Below are 14,584 nucleotides of genomic sequence, written 5' to 3'. Positions count from 1 at the left end.
GCGCGGTATGGGTCGCGCAGGCCGCCATGGCGAGAAACAATCCAGCGAATCTCCGGGGTCCCAAGTTCATGGAGGCAGAACAAGCCCTCCATGTACTCAGGTCAAGGTGCAACCACAGGGGCATGAGCCTTGCGGCAGCGTGGGCCTCGGAAAGGTGCCCTTCGGCTCCCTCTACTGGGGAGTGCCGGTACCGGTCGCGACTCCATAGAGATACTCTCCAGAGGAATTATATCTCCAAAGAGTGACTTCTGAGCTGAAAGGGAACGGCTGGCTGACAGGGATTCTTTCGGAGTCCAATACTCCTCGGAACAGGTGTTGCCCACTCAGGTTCAGAGAGTACGGGGTATAGCCTGTAACGCTCATTCCCATCGTCATGAAGTTGTGGAAGTAGATGAGATCCGAGTCGTTTCGGGTCAACTGGAACCTGGCCGTGTCGCCGTTTAGAGATTTCGCAATGTTCCCATGCAGCAACGTGGAGTAGGGGCCTCCGAACTGGACGACGAGCTCGCCGGTCTCCACCGTGAGTCCATCAAAGTAATCGCGAGTGAGCACAGCGGATTCGAAGCTGATGGTAAACGGCACATCCTGTCCGACCAACTCGGCGTACTCATTGGACGGGTCCTGTGGCCAATACTCAGTGAAGCTCATGGTGCCCGTAATCCAGCCACCCTCGTCGACGGTGATGCCCACGTTCGCGTTGCCGTCAGCAGGGATCTTGAACAGGAATCGAACATCGAGCGTCTCCCGCTCCACGATGGAGAACGCCATCGGATTGGGGGAGATCAGCGTTGCAGGCACGATCTCTGACGGCGTGCCCACTCGTTCGACGTGCCACTCACCCTCGAGCCGGATGGAATAGGCTCCGGCCATCAGTGGCACTGCCAGCGTATCCGGCGATGTATCGGTGATCGTGAGCGACTCCGTCCCCGTGATGACGAAGGTCGCACCCACGAGCCGGTACTGGACGCCATTGGACGTGGTCGAAACCAATGGCAGCCGCATCACGCCGTCGGTGGCGCGAATGGGTGCATACGGCCCGGTTGATGAAGACTCCCCACACGCGGCAGGCCTGATGCGTTCTCGGGTGTCTGCGATTTCGTGAGGAGGCCGCGTGAGAGTGAGGCGCGGTGCGGCAAAGCTTCGCCGTTCGGCCGGGGCGCCGTGCGCATGGAGGAGAGTGGCGGCCAGAAGCGGAGGGAGGGCCGGCGAGCCCTCAGTCCGGTGTGGCCAATGCCGTCTGTCGTCGTCCATGGACGAGGCTGTCGCGCAGCAGCTCGCACGCGCGTGTCCACTCCACGAGGTGACGGCCTTGCGGAGGCAGACGCGTTCTGAAGCAGGCGAGCAGATTGAAGGCCATCGCCCGCAGCCAGGCCACCACCTCCAGGGCCGTGCGCGTTGGGCGGCAGGGCTGGCGCGCGTCCTCGCCCAGCACCACGTCCAGCGTCCAGTTGTGGCGATTCTCAATGCCCCAGTGCACCCGCACCAGCCGCAGCAGTTGGTGGAAGTTGAAGACGGTGGTGTCCAGCGAGGTGACGAAGTAGCGGTAGTCCTCCGCCCGGAGGTTGTCCTCGTCGTCCCAGTGCTGCTGACGCACCAGCAGCAACGTGCGCGCTCCAGGAAGTCCACCTCGTCGGGCGTCAGCGCGTGCGTCCACAACTCGCGCACCACTGTCTGCCCATGCGCCCGCTCCTCGGTGCGCGAGCGGGCTGGGCACTGCTTGGAGGCGATGGCCCGCATGGCGTACTCGTGAAGGGTGGGCTGGTTGGCCTTCAACCCGAAACAGTAGTGCTTGCCCAGCTCTCGCACCAAGGCTGCATTCTGCGCGGCCGTCAGCCCCGCGTCGGCCGTCACCACCCCAAAGTGCTCGCCAAAGGCTTCCACCACCCGCGGAAGCAACTGCCGGAAGGCCGGAGACTCACCCTCCTTGGCTCCGATGAATTCCAAGTCCAGGCAGGGCGCCGCCAGCGCACTGGTGAGCACGGCCCGCAGCGCGCCCAGTCGCCACAGTGCGCGGCCCTCCTCGTCGTTGGCGACGGCCTCCAGCCCCTCCACCTCGCCCTGGTGCGTCGTCCACAGGCTCTTGCCGTCCACGCTCACCACGCCCAAGGGAAATGGCAGGCGGGGGGCGCTCGAATCCTCCAGCACCTCGCACGCCTGGGCCCTCAACGTCTCCCGCAGGCCGTCCGTCTGCTGCTTGCGCAGCAGACGCCAGAGCGTCGAGCCCCTCACCGAATGCGGCAACTCCAGTCGCTTGCGCGTCCGCGCTCCCACATCCCCCGCCAGCTGCGCGGCCTGCTTCAACCCTTTCTTGCCCACCGCGAAGCCAGCCACCACCAGCCCCAACAGGCCCAGGTGCTCATGGCGGGTGCCACGCGCGTCTCGCGGGTCCCTCACCGCGTCATCCCACTGCAGGCGCGCCTGTCGCAGCACGCGCCGCTGTTGTCCTCGAAGTCCACCCATGCTCGACTCCTTCTCGCCCCGGTCCACGCGTCTCGCGGAGCGGGGCATAGGGGGGATGGGGCTCGCCGGCCCCGTCCCTCCGCCTCCGGCTGCCGCGCTCAGTTTCGAGCACAACCCACCCGCCAGGGGGCGATCATCCAGGGCACCCGTCAGGTGGTGCACGAATCCGCTCACCCCTCCCGCGCGCAACCCCGCGACCCGACGACCCTTCTTCAAATCCGACCCCGAGAAAACGCATCAGGCCTGCCACACGCGGCGATCAGCATGGCGATCGCACACACAGCCAGACTCAGCTTTTGCATGATTCCCCCTCGAGACGGACGCGACCCTACGGAGGCGGAGCAACACTGTCAAACAGGGTACAGATGGGTGGAGGCTGACTCCAAGCGCCTCAGCGCTGGTCGCGCCGGATGACGGCCGGAGTCAGTCCGGTGAGCCGGCGGAACACCGTGGTGAAGTGGCTCTGCGAGCTGAAGCCCACCGCGAGCGCGATGTCCCCCAACGGCAGCGACGAATTGCTCAACAAGTCGCGCGCCCGCTCCACGCGTCGTTGCTGCACCCAGGCGTGCGGTGTCAGGCCGGTGGACTGGCGGAAGGCGCGGGTGAAATGAAAGACGCTCAGCCCGGAGCGCTGGGCGAGCGCACCCACGCGGATGGGCTCAGCAAGGTGCGCCTCCGCGTAGAGCTGCACACGGTGAAGTGCGGCGGGGGAGAGCCCGCCTCGCTGGCGCGCCGCCCGTGAGGTCCCTGGCTCCTGGAGCAGTTTCGCCACCCGGGCCGCGTGCCGGTCCTGGATGGCCCTCGCCGCTTTCAGGAACCCCGCGATGATTCGCAGGTGCTCCTCCGGCAGCGCCGCCATGAGCTGGTGCCCATCCGCCTGCAGCGGCCCCCAGAGGGTGTCGATCCACTCCCGAGCATGCGCGGTGAGCACCAGCCGCTGGCCACCTCCGGCGGCTTCCCGCTGGACGTAGCCCGCAAGCTCCAGCCGCGCCACATCGGCTTCGCGGTCGACAGCGCCCAGGGGCGCCGGGCCACCGAAGTGAAGCTGCGCCAGGCACGCGAGGTCTGCGCGCCCGAGCGCCAGGACCTTCCCAACCGTGGCATCGAACTGCGCGGACGCATCCTGGAACTGCACGACGTCCGAGCCAATCTGTTCGAGCAGGGCGGGGCGGGGGCTCATCGGGAACTCCGCAGGAAGGCGAAAAACGACGCAAGGGCACGAAAGACGCTCGCATGCCCAGGACCGCATCCTGGCGACATGATCAACCTGAAGCCTTCCATCGCGGCAACCATCCTGTGGCTCTTCGTCATCGTCCTGGGCATCGCCTTCGGCGCGGGACTCTATGAGCACCGCGTCTCATTGCCCCGATGGCTCGACACCCTGGGAGGACACTGGTCCGCGGACGCCGCGCGGCAGGACAACGTGGGACTCCGCTTCTGGGCCTTCGTCACCACGGGGCCGCTGACGCTGCTCACCCTGGCGAGCCTCTATTTCGCATCCCAGGCCACCGGCCCGCTGCGCTTCTGGTGGCTCGGAGCCGCGTTGGCGGCGCTGGCCGACCGGCTCCTGACCTTCTCGTACTTCATCCCCACGATGGTGCGGTTGCTGCAGTCACCCGACAACGCCGCCTCCGTGGAGACCGCGATGACCTGGGCCCGGGTGAACCACCTGCGTCATGCGCTCGTGGCGGGAGCCTGGTTCTCCGCGCTCCAGTCGCTGTCATGGCTCCGGTGGAAGGGCGGTGCATAGGCTCATCGTCCGATTCCGGGTGGTGCCCCACGCCCGGACAAGCCACGACAGGACAGGGGACCCTGGACGGACGCATCCCAAGCCCGGACCCTGTTAGAACCGTGAGCCGCGCCATGGCCCGCGAACCCTCCCCATCCCCCGGAACGACTCCCCGTCTGATCCGCCGCCTGATCAGCACCTGCGCCGTGCTCCTGCCCGCGGCGGCCGGCGCGGCGGAGTACGTGGACGCGCCGTACGCGGAGCGCCGCGCCTTCTCGCTGATCCTCGGCCCCGGCGCCTCCTATACCGAGTCCATTGATCGCTCAGCGTCCGACGCCGAGAAGGGCGGGGACGCGCACCTGGACCTCGGGGGCAGCCGGACCGTGGGCTACGACGGGGACGAGGTCTTCGTGGTGATCCGCGGCAGCCTGCGCGGCCCGGATCTATCGGTGGCCGGAGGCTTCCGGAGCTTCTACGGCGATGGGTCCTGGCAGACCTTCTATGATCTGGGCCTGCTGATCAGGCCGTTTTCTGGGCCGTGGCTGGGGCCTCGCGTAGCGTTGGGCGTGCGACACACCTTCTCCGAGCGGCTCGCGGTGTTCGGGGGACTCGGGCTTGCGCTCGGGTTTGGCGCGGGCCTGCGCGGAGACGCCGAAGCCTTCACCGGGGTTCAGTGGATCTTCCCGGTCGGATCGAAGTGAATTTCTTGCGATCAGACCGACCTGTGAGAGTGTGTGTGTATCTGTAGGAGGTCGCGCACATGGACATGAATCCCCGCCTTACTTCAGTGGTCTTCCGGCTCAACCGCGAGAAGCTCGACGCCCTCAAGGATCTGTCGCGCACGACGCGCATCCGTCAGAGCGAGTACCTCCGCGAGGCGATCTCCGATCTGCTCGCGAAGTACGAAGAGCGGCTCGTCGACTGAAGACGGCCGTCCGGGCCCCACCGCGCGTCACCCGAGGTGGAAGGGTGGCTCCAGCGGAAGCCCCGGGGGATGGAGACGCTCCCCGGCGCTGAAGGGGTCCACGCCGGGAGGGTAGCGAACCTCCCAGAGGACCAGGCCGTGCGCGGGCGCCTTGAAGCCCTCCATGGCCCGCCCCGTCTCGAGCGCCGCGAGCCACGCCTCTTCCGGCAGCAGCCCCGCGGCCACCTTCAACGCGCTCCCCACCAAATAGCGGATCTGGTAGCGCGCGAAGCCGTCCCCGCGCAGCCGAGCCTCGTACAGCCCACCGCCCAGCGCATGCAGGGTGGCGGACTCCAGCGTGCGAGGCTTGCGTGGACTGGACTTCTCATGGAACGCGATGAAGTCCCGCGTCCCCTCCGCCGCACGCAGCAGCGCCCCCAGCCGCTCCGGCGTCACCGCCGCGGCCTGGAACAGCGGCTCCGCGGACACGTCCAGCGCATAGGGCGCCCACTCGGGCGTCACGGCCCCACCCAACTGGAACCGGTAGCGGTACTCCTTGCCGCAGGCGCTCCACTGCGCATGGAACGACGTGGGCCGGCGTACCCCACACAGGCCCAGGCCCGGTGGCAACCGGGGCGGGAGCCGCTTCTCCAGGGACTCCGCCGAGTCACCCGCTTCCAGCCGGACGCTCACCACCTGCATCCGGGCGTGGACGCCCCGATCCGTCCGCCCTGAAGGCATCAACGTCGCCGGCACCCCCACGGACCGCAGCGCCTCTTCCAGGGCCGACTGGACGGTGGGGCCCTCGGGTTGGCGCTGGAAGCCGCGGAAGATTCCGCCGCGGTACCAGATCCACAGTGCGACGGGAATTCGCTTTGAGGTGGAGGGGAGCACGCCGTTGCTTGGGTGTGGGGAACCACGGGATACTCGCGCGCGAAATGGCGGCTGGACAAGACCTTGCGGCGGACGTGGACGGACTCTGGCTCTTCAAACATGGGGACCTCGTCCTGGGGCCCGTCAGTGGGACCCAAATCGTGGAGAAGCTCACCTCGGGTGAGCTGACGTTGGACACCCTGGTGGCGCCCGCCGGAGAGCGGGACTTCCACCGCATGTCGGAGGTGGACGCCTTCCGCGTGCACGTGGCCCGGGCGGAGGCGCGCGCCCGCGTGGACGCCGCCGTCGTGGTGGAGCGCGCGAAGTCCGCGAAGCGCCTGAAGATTCTCGGCGGCGCCGCGGCGGCGGGCGTGGTGGTGCTGGGCGTCTTCGGCATCCAGGTGGCGCGCAACGCCGCCGTCCACGGCTGGTTCGGCGGCGGCGAGGTCCAGACGGACGACTTCGAGATGGGCGAAATCACCATCCGCGTGGCCCAGGCCCGGGTGGATGAGGAGGAGCTCTTCGAGTACCCCGCGAATGACGCGCGCCGTCCGGGCCCGGGCGGGCCGGGCGTGAAACCCGCCACGGGCAGCAGCAGCCCTGGCAAGGTGGCCATGGCCTCCACCACCCGGGCGCCGGTGGACCGGAAGCCCCGCCCCGGGGGAAGCGTGACCACCGACCCGGACGGCATGGAGATGACGCAGCAGTTCGACCAGTCCGCCATCAACCGGGTGGTGGCGAGCAACAAGTCCACGCTCTTCCGCTGCTTCAAGGAAGAGGCGGAGCGCACCCCGGGCCTCTACGCCAAGGTCCCCATGGAGTTCGTCATCGGGAACGATGGCCGGGTGAGCAGGCTGTGGGTGGACAACCACCAGTTCAAGAAGGGTCCACTCTACGAGTGCCTGCTGGCGGAGATGAAGAAGTGGCCGTTCCGCGCCTACGAGGGCGAGCAGGCCACGGTGGGGCTGTCGTTCACCATCGGCAAGCGGGGGTAGGGTCACTTTCTTGCCGGCACCCCGGGCATGCCCGATACCGTGGGCATGTCCGCCGCATCCGTTGCTGAGACCGAAATTGCGAAGAAGGCGCTGAGCGTCCCGCCGGGAACCTTCCGTCACACCGTGCTGACGGCCGCCAAGCGCTTCAAGTCCACCTGGGCCGAGCTGGGCAAGCTCCTGGTCCAGGTCCGGGACGAGGCCAAATTCGAGGAGTGGGGCTACCCCTCCTTCGAGGCCTATTGCCTCAAGGAACTGCACATCAAGAAGCAGACCGCCTTGAAGCTCACCCGCTCGTTCAGCTTCCTGACCAAGCACGAGCCCGAGGAGGAGCTGACCGCACAGGAGTTCCCCCAGCGCGCACCCGCGTTCGAGGTCATCGAGGTCCTCGCGGACGCGGAGGAGCGGGGCCAGCTGTCGCCCACTGAATACAAGTCCCTGCGCGACAGCATCTGGAGCCCGGAGAAGAACCCGGCCGAGCTGAAGAAGGAGTTCGCCGAGCGCTTCCCCCGCCCCCCGCCGGAGCCGCCGCCGGAGAGCGCCCAGGTGCGGAAACTGGCGCAGATGGCCCGCAAGCTCGCGAGCGAGCTGTCGGGGAGTCGTCGGATTCCGAACGCCGTCGCCGAGCGGGCAGCCGCCCTGGCCGAAGACCTCGAGGACATCGCCTCGGGCGTGACGGACGCCTGAGCCGCTGTTACTGAACGCTGACCCGTGGCCGGGGCTGTACGCTCGGCAACGGGCCTGTACCGCCGGGCTTCCTGCCCGAAGGGGAGGGCCCTATAGTGGTTCAGGGCCGCGTGAAGGTGGGCCTGACGGCTGTTCGAGACGTGGGCAGGCCGTGCGGGTAGGGGAGCGGTGGACGGCGAAGGAGGCTCCGGGTGTCCGGAGCCGGCGAACTCGGAGGCGGCAGTGAAGAAGGAGCACCACGTCAACCTGTCTTGTTCGTTCTGCGGCAAGTCGCAGCGCGAGGTCCGCAAGCTCATCGCGGGCCCGACGGTCTACATCTGCGACGAATGCATCAAGCTGTGTAACGACATCATCGCGGACGAGAACGAGCGCGAGGAGGGCAAGCCCCAGGTCAGCTTGCCGACGCCGGCGGAGATCAAGGCGTTTCTCGACGACTACGTCATCGGACAGGACCAGGCGAAGAAGGTCCTCGCGGTGGCGGTGTACAACCACTACAAGCGCATCTACCAAAAGAAGCCGACCTCTCGGCCGCGTCCGGGCGTCAAGGGCCCCACCGGCGAGGAAGTGGAGCTGAGCAAGAGCAACATCCTGCTCATCGGTCCCACGGGGAGTGGCAAGACGCTGCTGGCCCAGTCGCTGGCGCGCTTCCTCAACGTGCCCTTCACCATCGCCGACGCCACCAGCCTCACCGAGGCCGGCTACGTGGGCGAGGACGTGGAGAACATCATCCAGAACCTCCTCCACAACGCCGACTACGACGTGGAGAAGGCCTCGCGTGGCATCGTCTACATCGACGAGATCGACAAGATCGCCCGCAAGGGTGACATGCCCAGCGCCACCCGCGACGTGGGCGGCGAGGGTGTGCAGCAGGCCCTGCTGAAGATCATCGAAGGCACCCGGGCCAACGTCACGCCGCGCGGCGGGAAGAAGTACAACCAGCAGGAGTACGTACAGGTCGACACGACGAACATCCTGTTCATCTGCGGCGGCGCCTTCCACGGCATCGACGGCGTCATCAAGCGCCGCGTGGGCGAGAAGGGCCTCGGCTTCGGCGCGAAGATCACCCACCGCGAGGAGCGCAGCGTGGGTGAGCTGCTGGCGCTGACCGAGCCGGAAGACCTGATGCGCTTCGGCATGATTCCGGAGTTCATCGGCCGCCTGCCGATGATCGCCACGCTGAACGACCTGAAGGAAGAGGACCTGGTCATCATCCTCTCCCAGCCGAAGAACGCCCTGGTGAAGCAGTACCAGAAGCTCTTCGAGATGGAGAAGGTGAAGCTGACCTTCACGAAGGAGGCGCTGCGCGCCATCGCTCGCGAGGCGATGCGCCGTCACTCCGGAGCGCGCGGCCTTCGCGCCATCCTGGAGGATGCCATGCTGGAGATCATGTACGACGTGCCGTTCCGCGAGGGCGTCAAGGAGTGCAAGATCACCGAGCAGGTCATCACCAAGCACGAGGCGCCCCAGCTCGTCATGGAGAAGGAGAAGAAGACGGCCTAGCGGCGGTCTGCCTTCTCCAGGTGTCCCAAGGCCCTGCTTCCCTCACGGGAGGCGGGGCCTTCGCTTTCAGGGCGCGGGGAGGGTGATGATGAACTCGGCCCCGGCGCCGGGTGTGCTCTCCACGCGGATGTCGCCCTGGTGCTCCTGGACGATGTCGTGGCACAGCGAGAGCCCCAGCCCCGTGCCCACGCCCGCGGGCTTGGTGGTGAAGAAGGGGTGGAAGAGCTTCTCGCGGAGGTCCTCGGGGATGCCCGGCCCGTTGTCGCGGATGCGCAGCTCCACCTTGGCTCCGACGCGGTGGGTGCGCAGGTGCACCTGGGGCGTGAAGCCCGCGCCGGCCTGCGGCTGATGTTGCGCCGCGGCGTAGAACGCGTTGTCGAGGATGTTGGTGAGCATCCGGCTGATGTCGCTGGCCACCAGCTCCACGATGCCCACGGTGGGGTCCAACGTGGTCTCCATCTTCACGCTGGCGCCGCCCGGACGGCTGCGCAGGCCCTGCACGGCCAGATTCACACTGTCGCGCACCAGCAGGTTGAGGTCCGACTTGGAGCGGGTGCCCTCCGACTTGCGCGAGTGCCGGAGCATCGTCTTGATGATGTCCGAGGCGCGTGTGCCGTGGCTGTGGATGCGCTGGGCGTTCTGCTTCAAGTCTTGGAGCGTCTCCAGCACATCCTCGCGGGCGTCGCTGTCGAGCCGGTCCGCCATGCCCTGCAGCGTCTCCTCCAGCTCGCCGGCCAGCCGCGAGGACAGGTTCGAGAAGTTGTTCACGAAGTTGAGCGGATTCTGGAGCTCGTGGGCGATGCCCGCGGTGAGCGCGCCCAGGGACGCGAGCTTCTCCTGCGCCACCAACTGGCGCTGCATCTCCTGCAGCCGGGTGAGCGTCTCCGCCAGCTCGGCGTTCTTGTGCTGGATTTCGGCCGTGCGCTCCTCCACGCGGCGCTCCAGCGTCCGGCTGTACTCCTCCAGGCTGGCGTAGAGGTCGGCGTTCTCCAGGGAGATGGCCGCCTGGAACGACAGCAGGCGCAGGACCTCCAGCCGCTCCGGGGTGAAGGCGCCTCGCGTGGCGTCGTTCTCCAGGTAGAGCACGCCCGTGAGCGCGCCCTGCTTCAAGAGCGGGCTGCACAGCAGGGACTTGGGCTGGGCGCTGCGGACGTAGGGGTCCTCGGAGAAGGGCTCTTCCGCCGAGGCGTCGTGGAGGAGGACCGTCTCTCCGGTGCGCACCACGTAGTGGATGATGGAGGTCGGCAGCGACGCGGAGGCCTCCATGGGGATGGGCGCCTCGAGCACCACGCCATCGCCGTCCACCGAGCCCTCCGCCGCGATGACCAGTCCCTCGGCCCGCTTCAGCAGCAGCAGGCCCCGGCGCGCGCCCGCGTTCTCGATGACCAGCGTCATCAGCTTGCGCAGCAGCTTGCCCAGGACGATTTCGCCGGACAGCGCGCGCGCCGTCTTGATGACGGACGCCAGGTCCAGCGCGGCCAGTGACGTCTCCGTGAGGGCATCCGTGGGCGTGGGGGCGGACGGCAGGAGCCGGGGGTGCTCACGCTCCAGCCGAGCCGCGACGGCGCGGGCGCCCCAGCGCAGGAAGGCGGCGCGGGCTTCCTCCAGGTAGGTGCGGGCCACGCGCTCGCGGGCCTGCGTCAGGTGGAACCGTGCGGCGGCCTCGCAGGCCACGCCCTCGTCGAGCGACAGGCCGTATTGACGCGCCAGCCGGATGGCACGGTCATACGCATCCGCGGCCGAGTCCCCCTGGCCGTCCAGGCGGGCCCGCTCCGCGTCCAGCAGCTCCGCGCGGGCGCCGTAGTTCATGGGGGCGATGCGGGCCCAGCCGCGCATGGACTTGCGGATGGCGTCAATGGCCCGCGACGAGCGAAGCCGGTCCAGCGGCCCCAGCGTGGGGTGGACGGCCATGAGCGCCAGGCCCTGGAAGAACTTGTACCAGGGCAGGTAGATCTGCCCGGCGATGAGCTCTACCTGCGCGTCCACCGCCGCGGCGCTCTCCAGCGCGCCGCGCGCATCGCCCCACAGCCACCGGCGCAGGGTGCGCAGCACGTCACAGGTGGCGATGCCGTTGCCGTAGTCGAGCTGCCGGTACGGCGCGACCAGCTCCTCCTCGCGGGCCTCCACGTTGCCGGTGAACGCGCCCGTGAGCGAGTCGAGCGTGTGTCGCATGTACTCGGTGAAGAGCACGTTCTTGTGCCGGTGCGTGGCCAGCGTGTCCCGGAACCGGTCCATGCGCGGGCCGCCGTCGGCCAGGCCGTCCCGGGCGATGAGGGCGGTGGCGCAGCCCGCGCTGGACGCATAGCCGAAGTACTCGATGTCGCCCGTCTCCTGGCCCTTCTGCGCGGCGGCGAGGAAGTCGTCGACGCACGCGGACAGCGGCTCCTTCCAGTGCCGGATGAAGAGGTTGAAGACGAAGGTCACCATGGCCCGCAGGCTCTCCGCCTGGAAGCGGTCCAGCGTCTTCAGCGCCAGCCGGCCGTAGCGGAAGCCCTCCTCGGGGTTGCCCAGATGCACACTGAGCATCAGCCCGTAGCCCACGTAGCCGAACGCGGCCACGCCGGTGGCGCCGTGGCGGATGGTGAGCTGGAGCACGCGGAGCACCACCAGCGGGAAGAGCAGCGGGCGGGCCATGAAGGCCAGCGAGGACAGCTTCACCAGCAGCCGCAGGGTGGCGAGCAGGAGCGGGTCGGTGCACTCGGGGAGGGCGGCGAGGTCCTCGGGCTTGCGCAGGCCCAGGCGCAGCTTCGTCTTCGCCACCGCGGCCAGGACATGCGGCTGCTTTGGATTCGCGGGCAGGGGCTGGCCCAGCTTGCGCAACACCTCCAGACCCAGGTCCACGCCGCGCGAGTGCTCGCCCCGGTGTGCGAGGCATTGGAGGCGGACCTCCTGCACCCGGACCTCCTCCGCGCCATCCACCGTGTGGGCCAGCGCCGCCGCCGCCAGCCGCTCCATCAGGTCGAAGTCCGCGGCGAGGTACGCCGCTTCGGCCGCGTCGACGTGCAGGTCGAAGGTGAGCCGCCGGTCCTTCCGCCAGCCGTCCTCGCCGAGCAGGGACAGGCCCGTGCTCAGCAGGCGCAGGGCCGCGGACCAGGCGCCTCGGGACTTGGCGCTGCGGCCGGCGCGCAAGTCCAACTCCGCCACGCGGTGGCGCTCCTGCTCGTCGTGGAGCACGGGCAGCGCCAGGTGGAAGTGGCTGACGAGCTCGGGGAGCCCTTCGTCGAGCCGCTCCGGAGGGGTGTGCCGCAGGAGCAGCCGGCCGATGCGGGCATGGATCTCCGGATGCACGTCCGCCGGAATCAGCTCCAGCGCGGCCTGCTGCACGCGGTCATGGGTGAACTGATACGTGCCCCCACTGTCCATGTCGGCGTCGTCGATGGGCGCCACCAGCCCCGCCTGGAGCACTTCGACGAGCCCCTTCTCGGCCTCCTCATCCGTCCGCTCCAGGACGATGGCCAGACTGTGCAGGTCGAACGTATGGCCCAGCGCAGCCGCGATGGGCAGCAGCGCCTGCGCGGCGGAGCTCAGCTCGCGGATGCGGGAGGTGAGCAGGGCCACCACGCCGTCACTGAAGTCCTGTCCACGCAGCGCGCTGGCATCCCACCGGAAGCCGCCGCCGTCCGCGTCGAAGCGCACCAGCCCCCGCTCGTAGAAGGTGCGCAGCAGTTGCACCGCGTGGAACGGGTTGCCCTCCGTCAGCGACAGCACCAGGTCGTCGAGCTGCGCGTCGGGTTGGCCCTCGGCGGGAGGGAACACGTCCGCGACCAGCTTCGTCATGTCCTCGGGCGACAACGGTGCCAGGTCGATGCGATGGACTGGCGTGCCGTGGTCCTGCAGCGCGCGAGCAAGGGACTCCACGGGATGGTCGGGGCCCAGCGCTTCCGAGCGGCAACCCGCGACCACGAGCAGGTGCTCGATGTCCCGGTCCGTCAGGAGCAGTCGCAACAGTTGGAGGCTGGCGCTGTCCGCCCACTGGAGGTCGTCCAGGATGAGGACCAGGGGATGCTCCCGCGTGGAGAGCGCGGCCACCAGCTTGCGGAGGACGAGCTGGAAGCGCAGCTCCGACTCCGCGGGCCCCAATTCGGGCACGGGAGGCTGGTCCCCGAGCACCAGGGCCATGCGAGGCACCGCGTCCACCACGAGCCGGCCCATGCCGCCCACGGCTCCGAGGAGGCGGTGCTGCCAGGTCGCCAGCTCCTGCTCCTGTCCGCCCAGGAGTCCGCGGGCCACTTCGCGGAAGGATTCGAAGATGCCGCTGTAGGGCGTGTCCCGGATGAGCTGGTCGTACTTGCCGCGCGCGAAGTGGCCCTGGCGCTCCGCGACGGGGCGCTTGAGCATTCCCGTGAGGGCCGACTTGCCCATGCCCGCCGCGCCGGAGACGAGGACGAAGGCGGAGCGGCCCGAGGCGGCGCGCTCGAAGGCGTCGCGCAGGGCGGCCTGCTGGGGCTCGCGGCCGTAGAGCTTCTCGGGGACGGCGAAGCGCTCGGGGACGTCCTTGGCGCCCAGCATGAAGGCGGGGACGGGGCCCGGGCCCTCCAGGGCGCTCAGGCAGCGCTGGAGGTCCGCTACGAGCCCGTAGGCGCTCTGGTAGCGGTCCTCGGGGGACTTGGCGAGCAGCTTGAGCGCGATGTCGGACAGGGGCTGGGGGAGCTCGGGTTCGATGCTGACGGGCGGCGGCGGGGGCAGGGCGACGTGGGCGTGGATGAGGCCCAGCGCATCCGTGTCCGCGAAGGGGCGGCGCCCGGTGAGCAGCTCGTAGAGCACCACGCCCATGGAATAGAAGTCCGCCCGCGAGTCGACGCTGCGGTGGGTGCGTCCGGTGCCCTCGGGGGAGAGGTACTCGAGGGTGCCTTCGAGGCGCTCGGGGGCGAGCGGCGCGACCTCGGCGCGAGGCCTGCGCGTGGCGAGGGTGAAGCTGGTGAGCTTCACGGACTCGCCATCCGAGCTCACGAGGATGTTGCTGGGGTTCAGGTCCCGGTGGAGGATGCCCTGCTCGTGGATGGCGCCCAGGGCGCGCGCCAACGACAGCGCGATGCGACATGCGGCGCGTGGCTCCACGCGGCCATGGGACAGGCGTTGGGCCAGCGTCGCGTCACCGAAGCCCTCCAGGACGAGCACGGGGGCGCCGTCTCGCGCCTCGGCCCAGGCCAGGGGCTGGAGGACGCCGTCGAGGTTCAGCGCGTTCGTCAGCTCCCACTCATGGCGAAGCCGCGTGGTGGCGGAGGGGCTCCGCGCCGCGTCGGGGACCTTGAGGATGACCGAGGCGCCGTCTTCCTCGCGTGTCGCGCGCAAGAGCTGGAAGGCGCCCGCGGTGGTGACGTCTCTGCTGCTGATGCGGTAGCCGGGTACATCCGTCATTGCTTCACCCGTGCGCGCAGGAGCGCACTCCCCGTTGAAGCGAGGGAGGGTAGCCCTGGCACTGGGGGCTCGCAACCGAGC

11 protein-coding genes are annotated in these 14,584 nt (G+C 68.7%); 6 read left to right on the top strand and 5 right to left on the bottom strand.

Annotated elements, in window-relative coordinates; genetic code table 11:
- Positions 1 to 171: 171 nt before the first annotated feature.
- The 3 genes from KGD87_RS09525 to KGD87_RS09515 all read right to left on the bottom strand — a co-directional run bounded on the left by KGD87_RS09525 (position 172) and on the right by KGD87_RS09515 (position 3,640).
- Positions 172 to 951 (bottom strand): hypothetical protein, encoded by a 780-nt coding sequence (locus KGD87_RS09525; protein WP_284667146.1) that lies wholly within the window; start codon positions 949 to 951, stop codon positions 172 to 174.
- A 262-nt stretch (positions 952 to 1,213) separates the two neighbouring features.
- Positions 1,214 to 1,603, bottom strand: coding sequence for a hypothetical protein (locus KGD87_RS09520; RefSeq protein ID WP_350101691.1), 390 nt, complete (start codon positions 1,601 to 1,603; stop codon positions 1,214 to 1,216).
- Positions 1,604 to 2,851: 1,248 nt separating this feature from the next.
- Positions 2,852 to 3,640, bottom strand: a complete 789-nt coding sequence (locus tag KGD87_RS09515; protein WP_284667145.1) for a helix-turn-helix domain-containing protein — start codon at positions 3,638 to 3,640, stop codon at positions 2,852 to 2,854.
- Positions 3,641 to 3,718: 78 nt separating this feature from the next.
- Between KGD87_RS09515 and KGD87_RS09510 the strand changes: the two genes are divergently transcribed.
- From KGD87_RS09510 to KGD87_RS09500, 3 genes are all read left to right on the top strand, one after another.
- Positions 3,719 to 4,210 (top strand): DUF1772 domain-containing protein, encoded by a 492-nt coding sequence (locus KGD87_RS09510; RefSeq protein WP_284667144.1) that lies wholly within the window; start codon positions 3,719 to 3,721, stop codon positions 4,208 to 4,210.
- A gap of 113 nt (positions 4,211 to 4,323) precedes the next feature.
- Positions 4,324 to 4,890, top strand: coding sequence for a hypothetical protein (locus tag KGD87_RS09505; RefSeq protein WP_284667143.1), 567 nt, complete (start codon positions 4,324 to 4,326; stop codon positions 4,888 to 4,890).
- A 59-nt stretch (positions 4,891 to 4,949) separates the two neighbouring features.
- Positions 4,950 to 5,114, top strand: a complete 165-nt coding sequence (locus KGD87_RS09500; RefSeq protein WP_011554065.1) for a ribbon-helix-helix domain-containing protein — start codon at positions 4,950 to 4,952, stop codon at positions 5,112 to 5,114.
- A gap of 27 nt (positions 5,115 to 5,141) precedes the next feature.
- On the opposite strand, the gene KGD87_RS09495 is transcribed toward KGD87_RS09500, so the two are convergent.
- Entirely contained in the window at positions 5,142 to 5,987 is an 846-nt protein-coding gene (locus KGD87_RS09495; RefSeq protein ID WP_284667142.1) for a tRNA pseudouridine synthase A, read from the bottom strand.
- A 44-nt stretch (positions 5,988 to 6,031) separates the two neighbouring features.
- Here KGD87_RS09495 and KGD87_RS09490 point away from each other — a divergent pair, with 44 nt between their 5' ends.
- The 3 genes from KGD87_RS09490 (at position 6,032) to clpX (ending at position 9,145) form a co-directional block, all read left to right on the top strand.
- Positions 6,032 to 6,961 carry an AgmX/PglI C-terminal domain-containing protein gene (locus KGD87_RS09490; RefSeq protein ID WP_284667141.1) on the top strand — a complete coding sequence of 310 codons (930 nt, stop codon included), beginning with the start codon at positions 6,032 to 6,034 and terminating at the stop codon, positions 6,959 to 6,961.
- A 27-nt stretch (positions 6,962 to 6,988) separates the two neighbouring features.
- On the top strand, positions 6,989 to 7,645 hold the full coding sequence (locus tag KGD87_RS09485; RefSeq protein WP_140792360.1) for a hypothetical protein: 657 nt from the start codon (positions 6,989 to 6,991) through the stop codon (positions 7,643 to 7,645).
- 222 nt (positions 7,646 to 7,867) lie between these two features.
- On the top strand, positions 7,868 to 9,145 hold the full coding sequence (clpX, locus tag KGD87_RS09480; protein ID WP_163783380.1) for an ATP-dependent Clp protease ATP-binding subunit ClpX: 1,278 nt from the start codon (positions 7,868 to 7,870) through the stop codon (positions 9,143 to 9,145).
- A 66-nt stretch (positions 9,146 to 9,211) separates the two neighbouring features.
- Here clpX and KGD87_RS09475 read toward each other — a convergent pair whose 3' ends face one another.
- Entirely contained in the window at positions 9,212 to 14,503 is a 5,292-nt protein-coding gene (locus KGD87_RS09475; protein ID WP_284667140.1) for a trifunctional serine/threonine-protein kinase/ATP-binding protein/sensor histidine kinase, read from the bottom strand.
- Positions 14,504 to 14,584: the final 81 nt, after the last annotated feature.

This window comes from Myxococcus sp. SDU36, from assembly GCF_030168875.1.
Lineage (GTDB): Bacteria > Myxococcota > Myxococcia > Myxococcales > Myxococcaceae > Myxococcus > Myxococcus vastator.
The sequence above is the reverse complement of the archived record's forward strand: the minus strand, read 5'-3'. Positions and strand labels throughout refer to the sequence as shown.

Excerpts from the sequence above, each read along its gene's own strand:
- KGD87_RS09475 (WP_284667140.1), bottom strand. The coding sequence starts at position 14,503 with ATGACGGATGTACCCGGCTACCGCATCAGCAGCAGAGACGTCACCACC.
- KGD87_RS09500 (WP_011554065.1), top strand. The coding sequence starts at position 4,950 with ATGGACATGAATCCCCGCCTTACTTCAGTGGTCTTCCGGCTCAACCGC.
- KGD87_RS09505 (WP_284667143.1), top strand. The coding sequence starts at position 4,324 with ATGGCCCGCGAACCCTCCCCATCCCCCGGAACGACTCCCCGTCTGATC.
- KGD87_RS09515 (WP_284667145.1), bottom strand. The coding sequence starts at position 3,640 with ATGAGCCCCCGCCCCGCCCTGCTCGAACAGATTGGCTCGGACGTCGTG.
- KGD87_RS09510 (WP_284667144.1), top strand. The coding sequence starts at position 3,719 with ATGATCAACCTGAAGCCTTCCATCGCGGCAACCATCCTGTGGCTCTTC.
- KGD87_RS09485 (WP_140792360.1), top strand. The coding sequence starts at position 6,989 with ATGCCCGATACCGTGGGCATGTCCGCCGCATCCGTTGCTGAGACCGAA.
- KGD87_RS09490 (WP_284667141.1), top strand. The coding sequence starts at position 6,032 with ATGGCGGCTGGACAAGACCTTGCGGCGGACGTGGACGGACTCTGGCTC.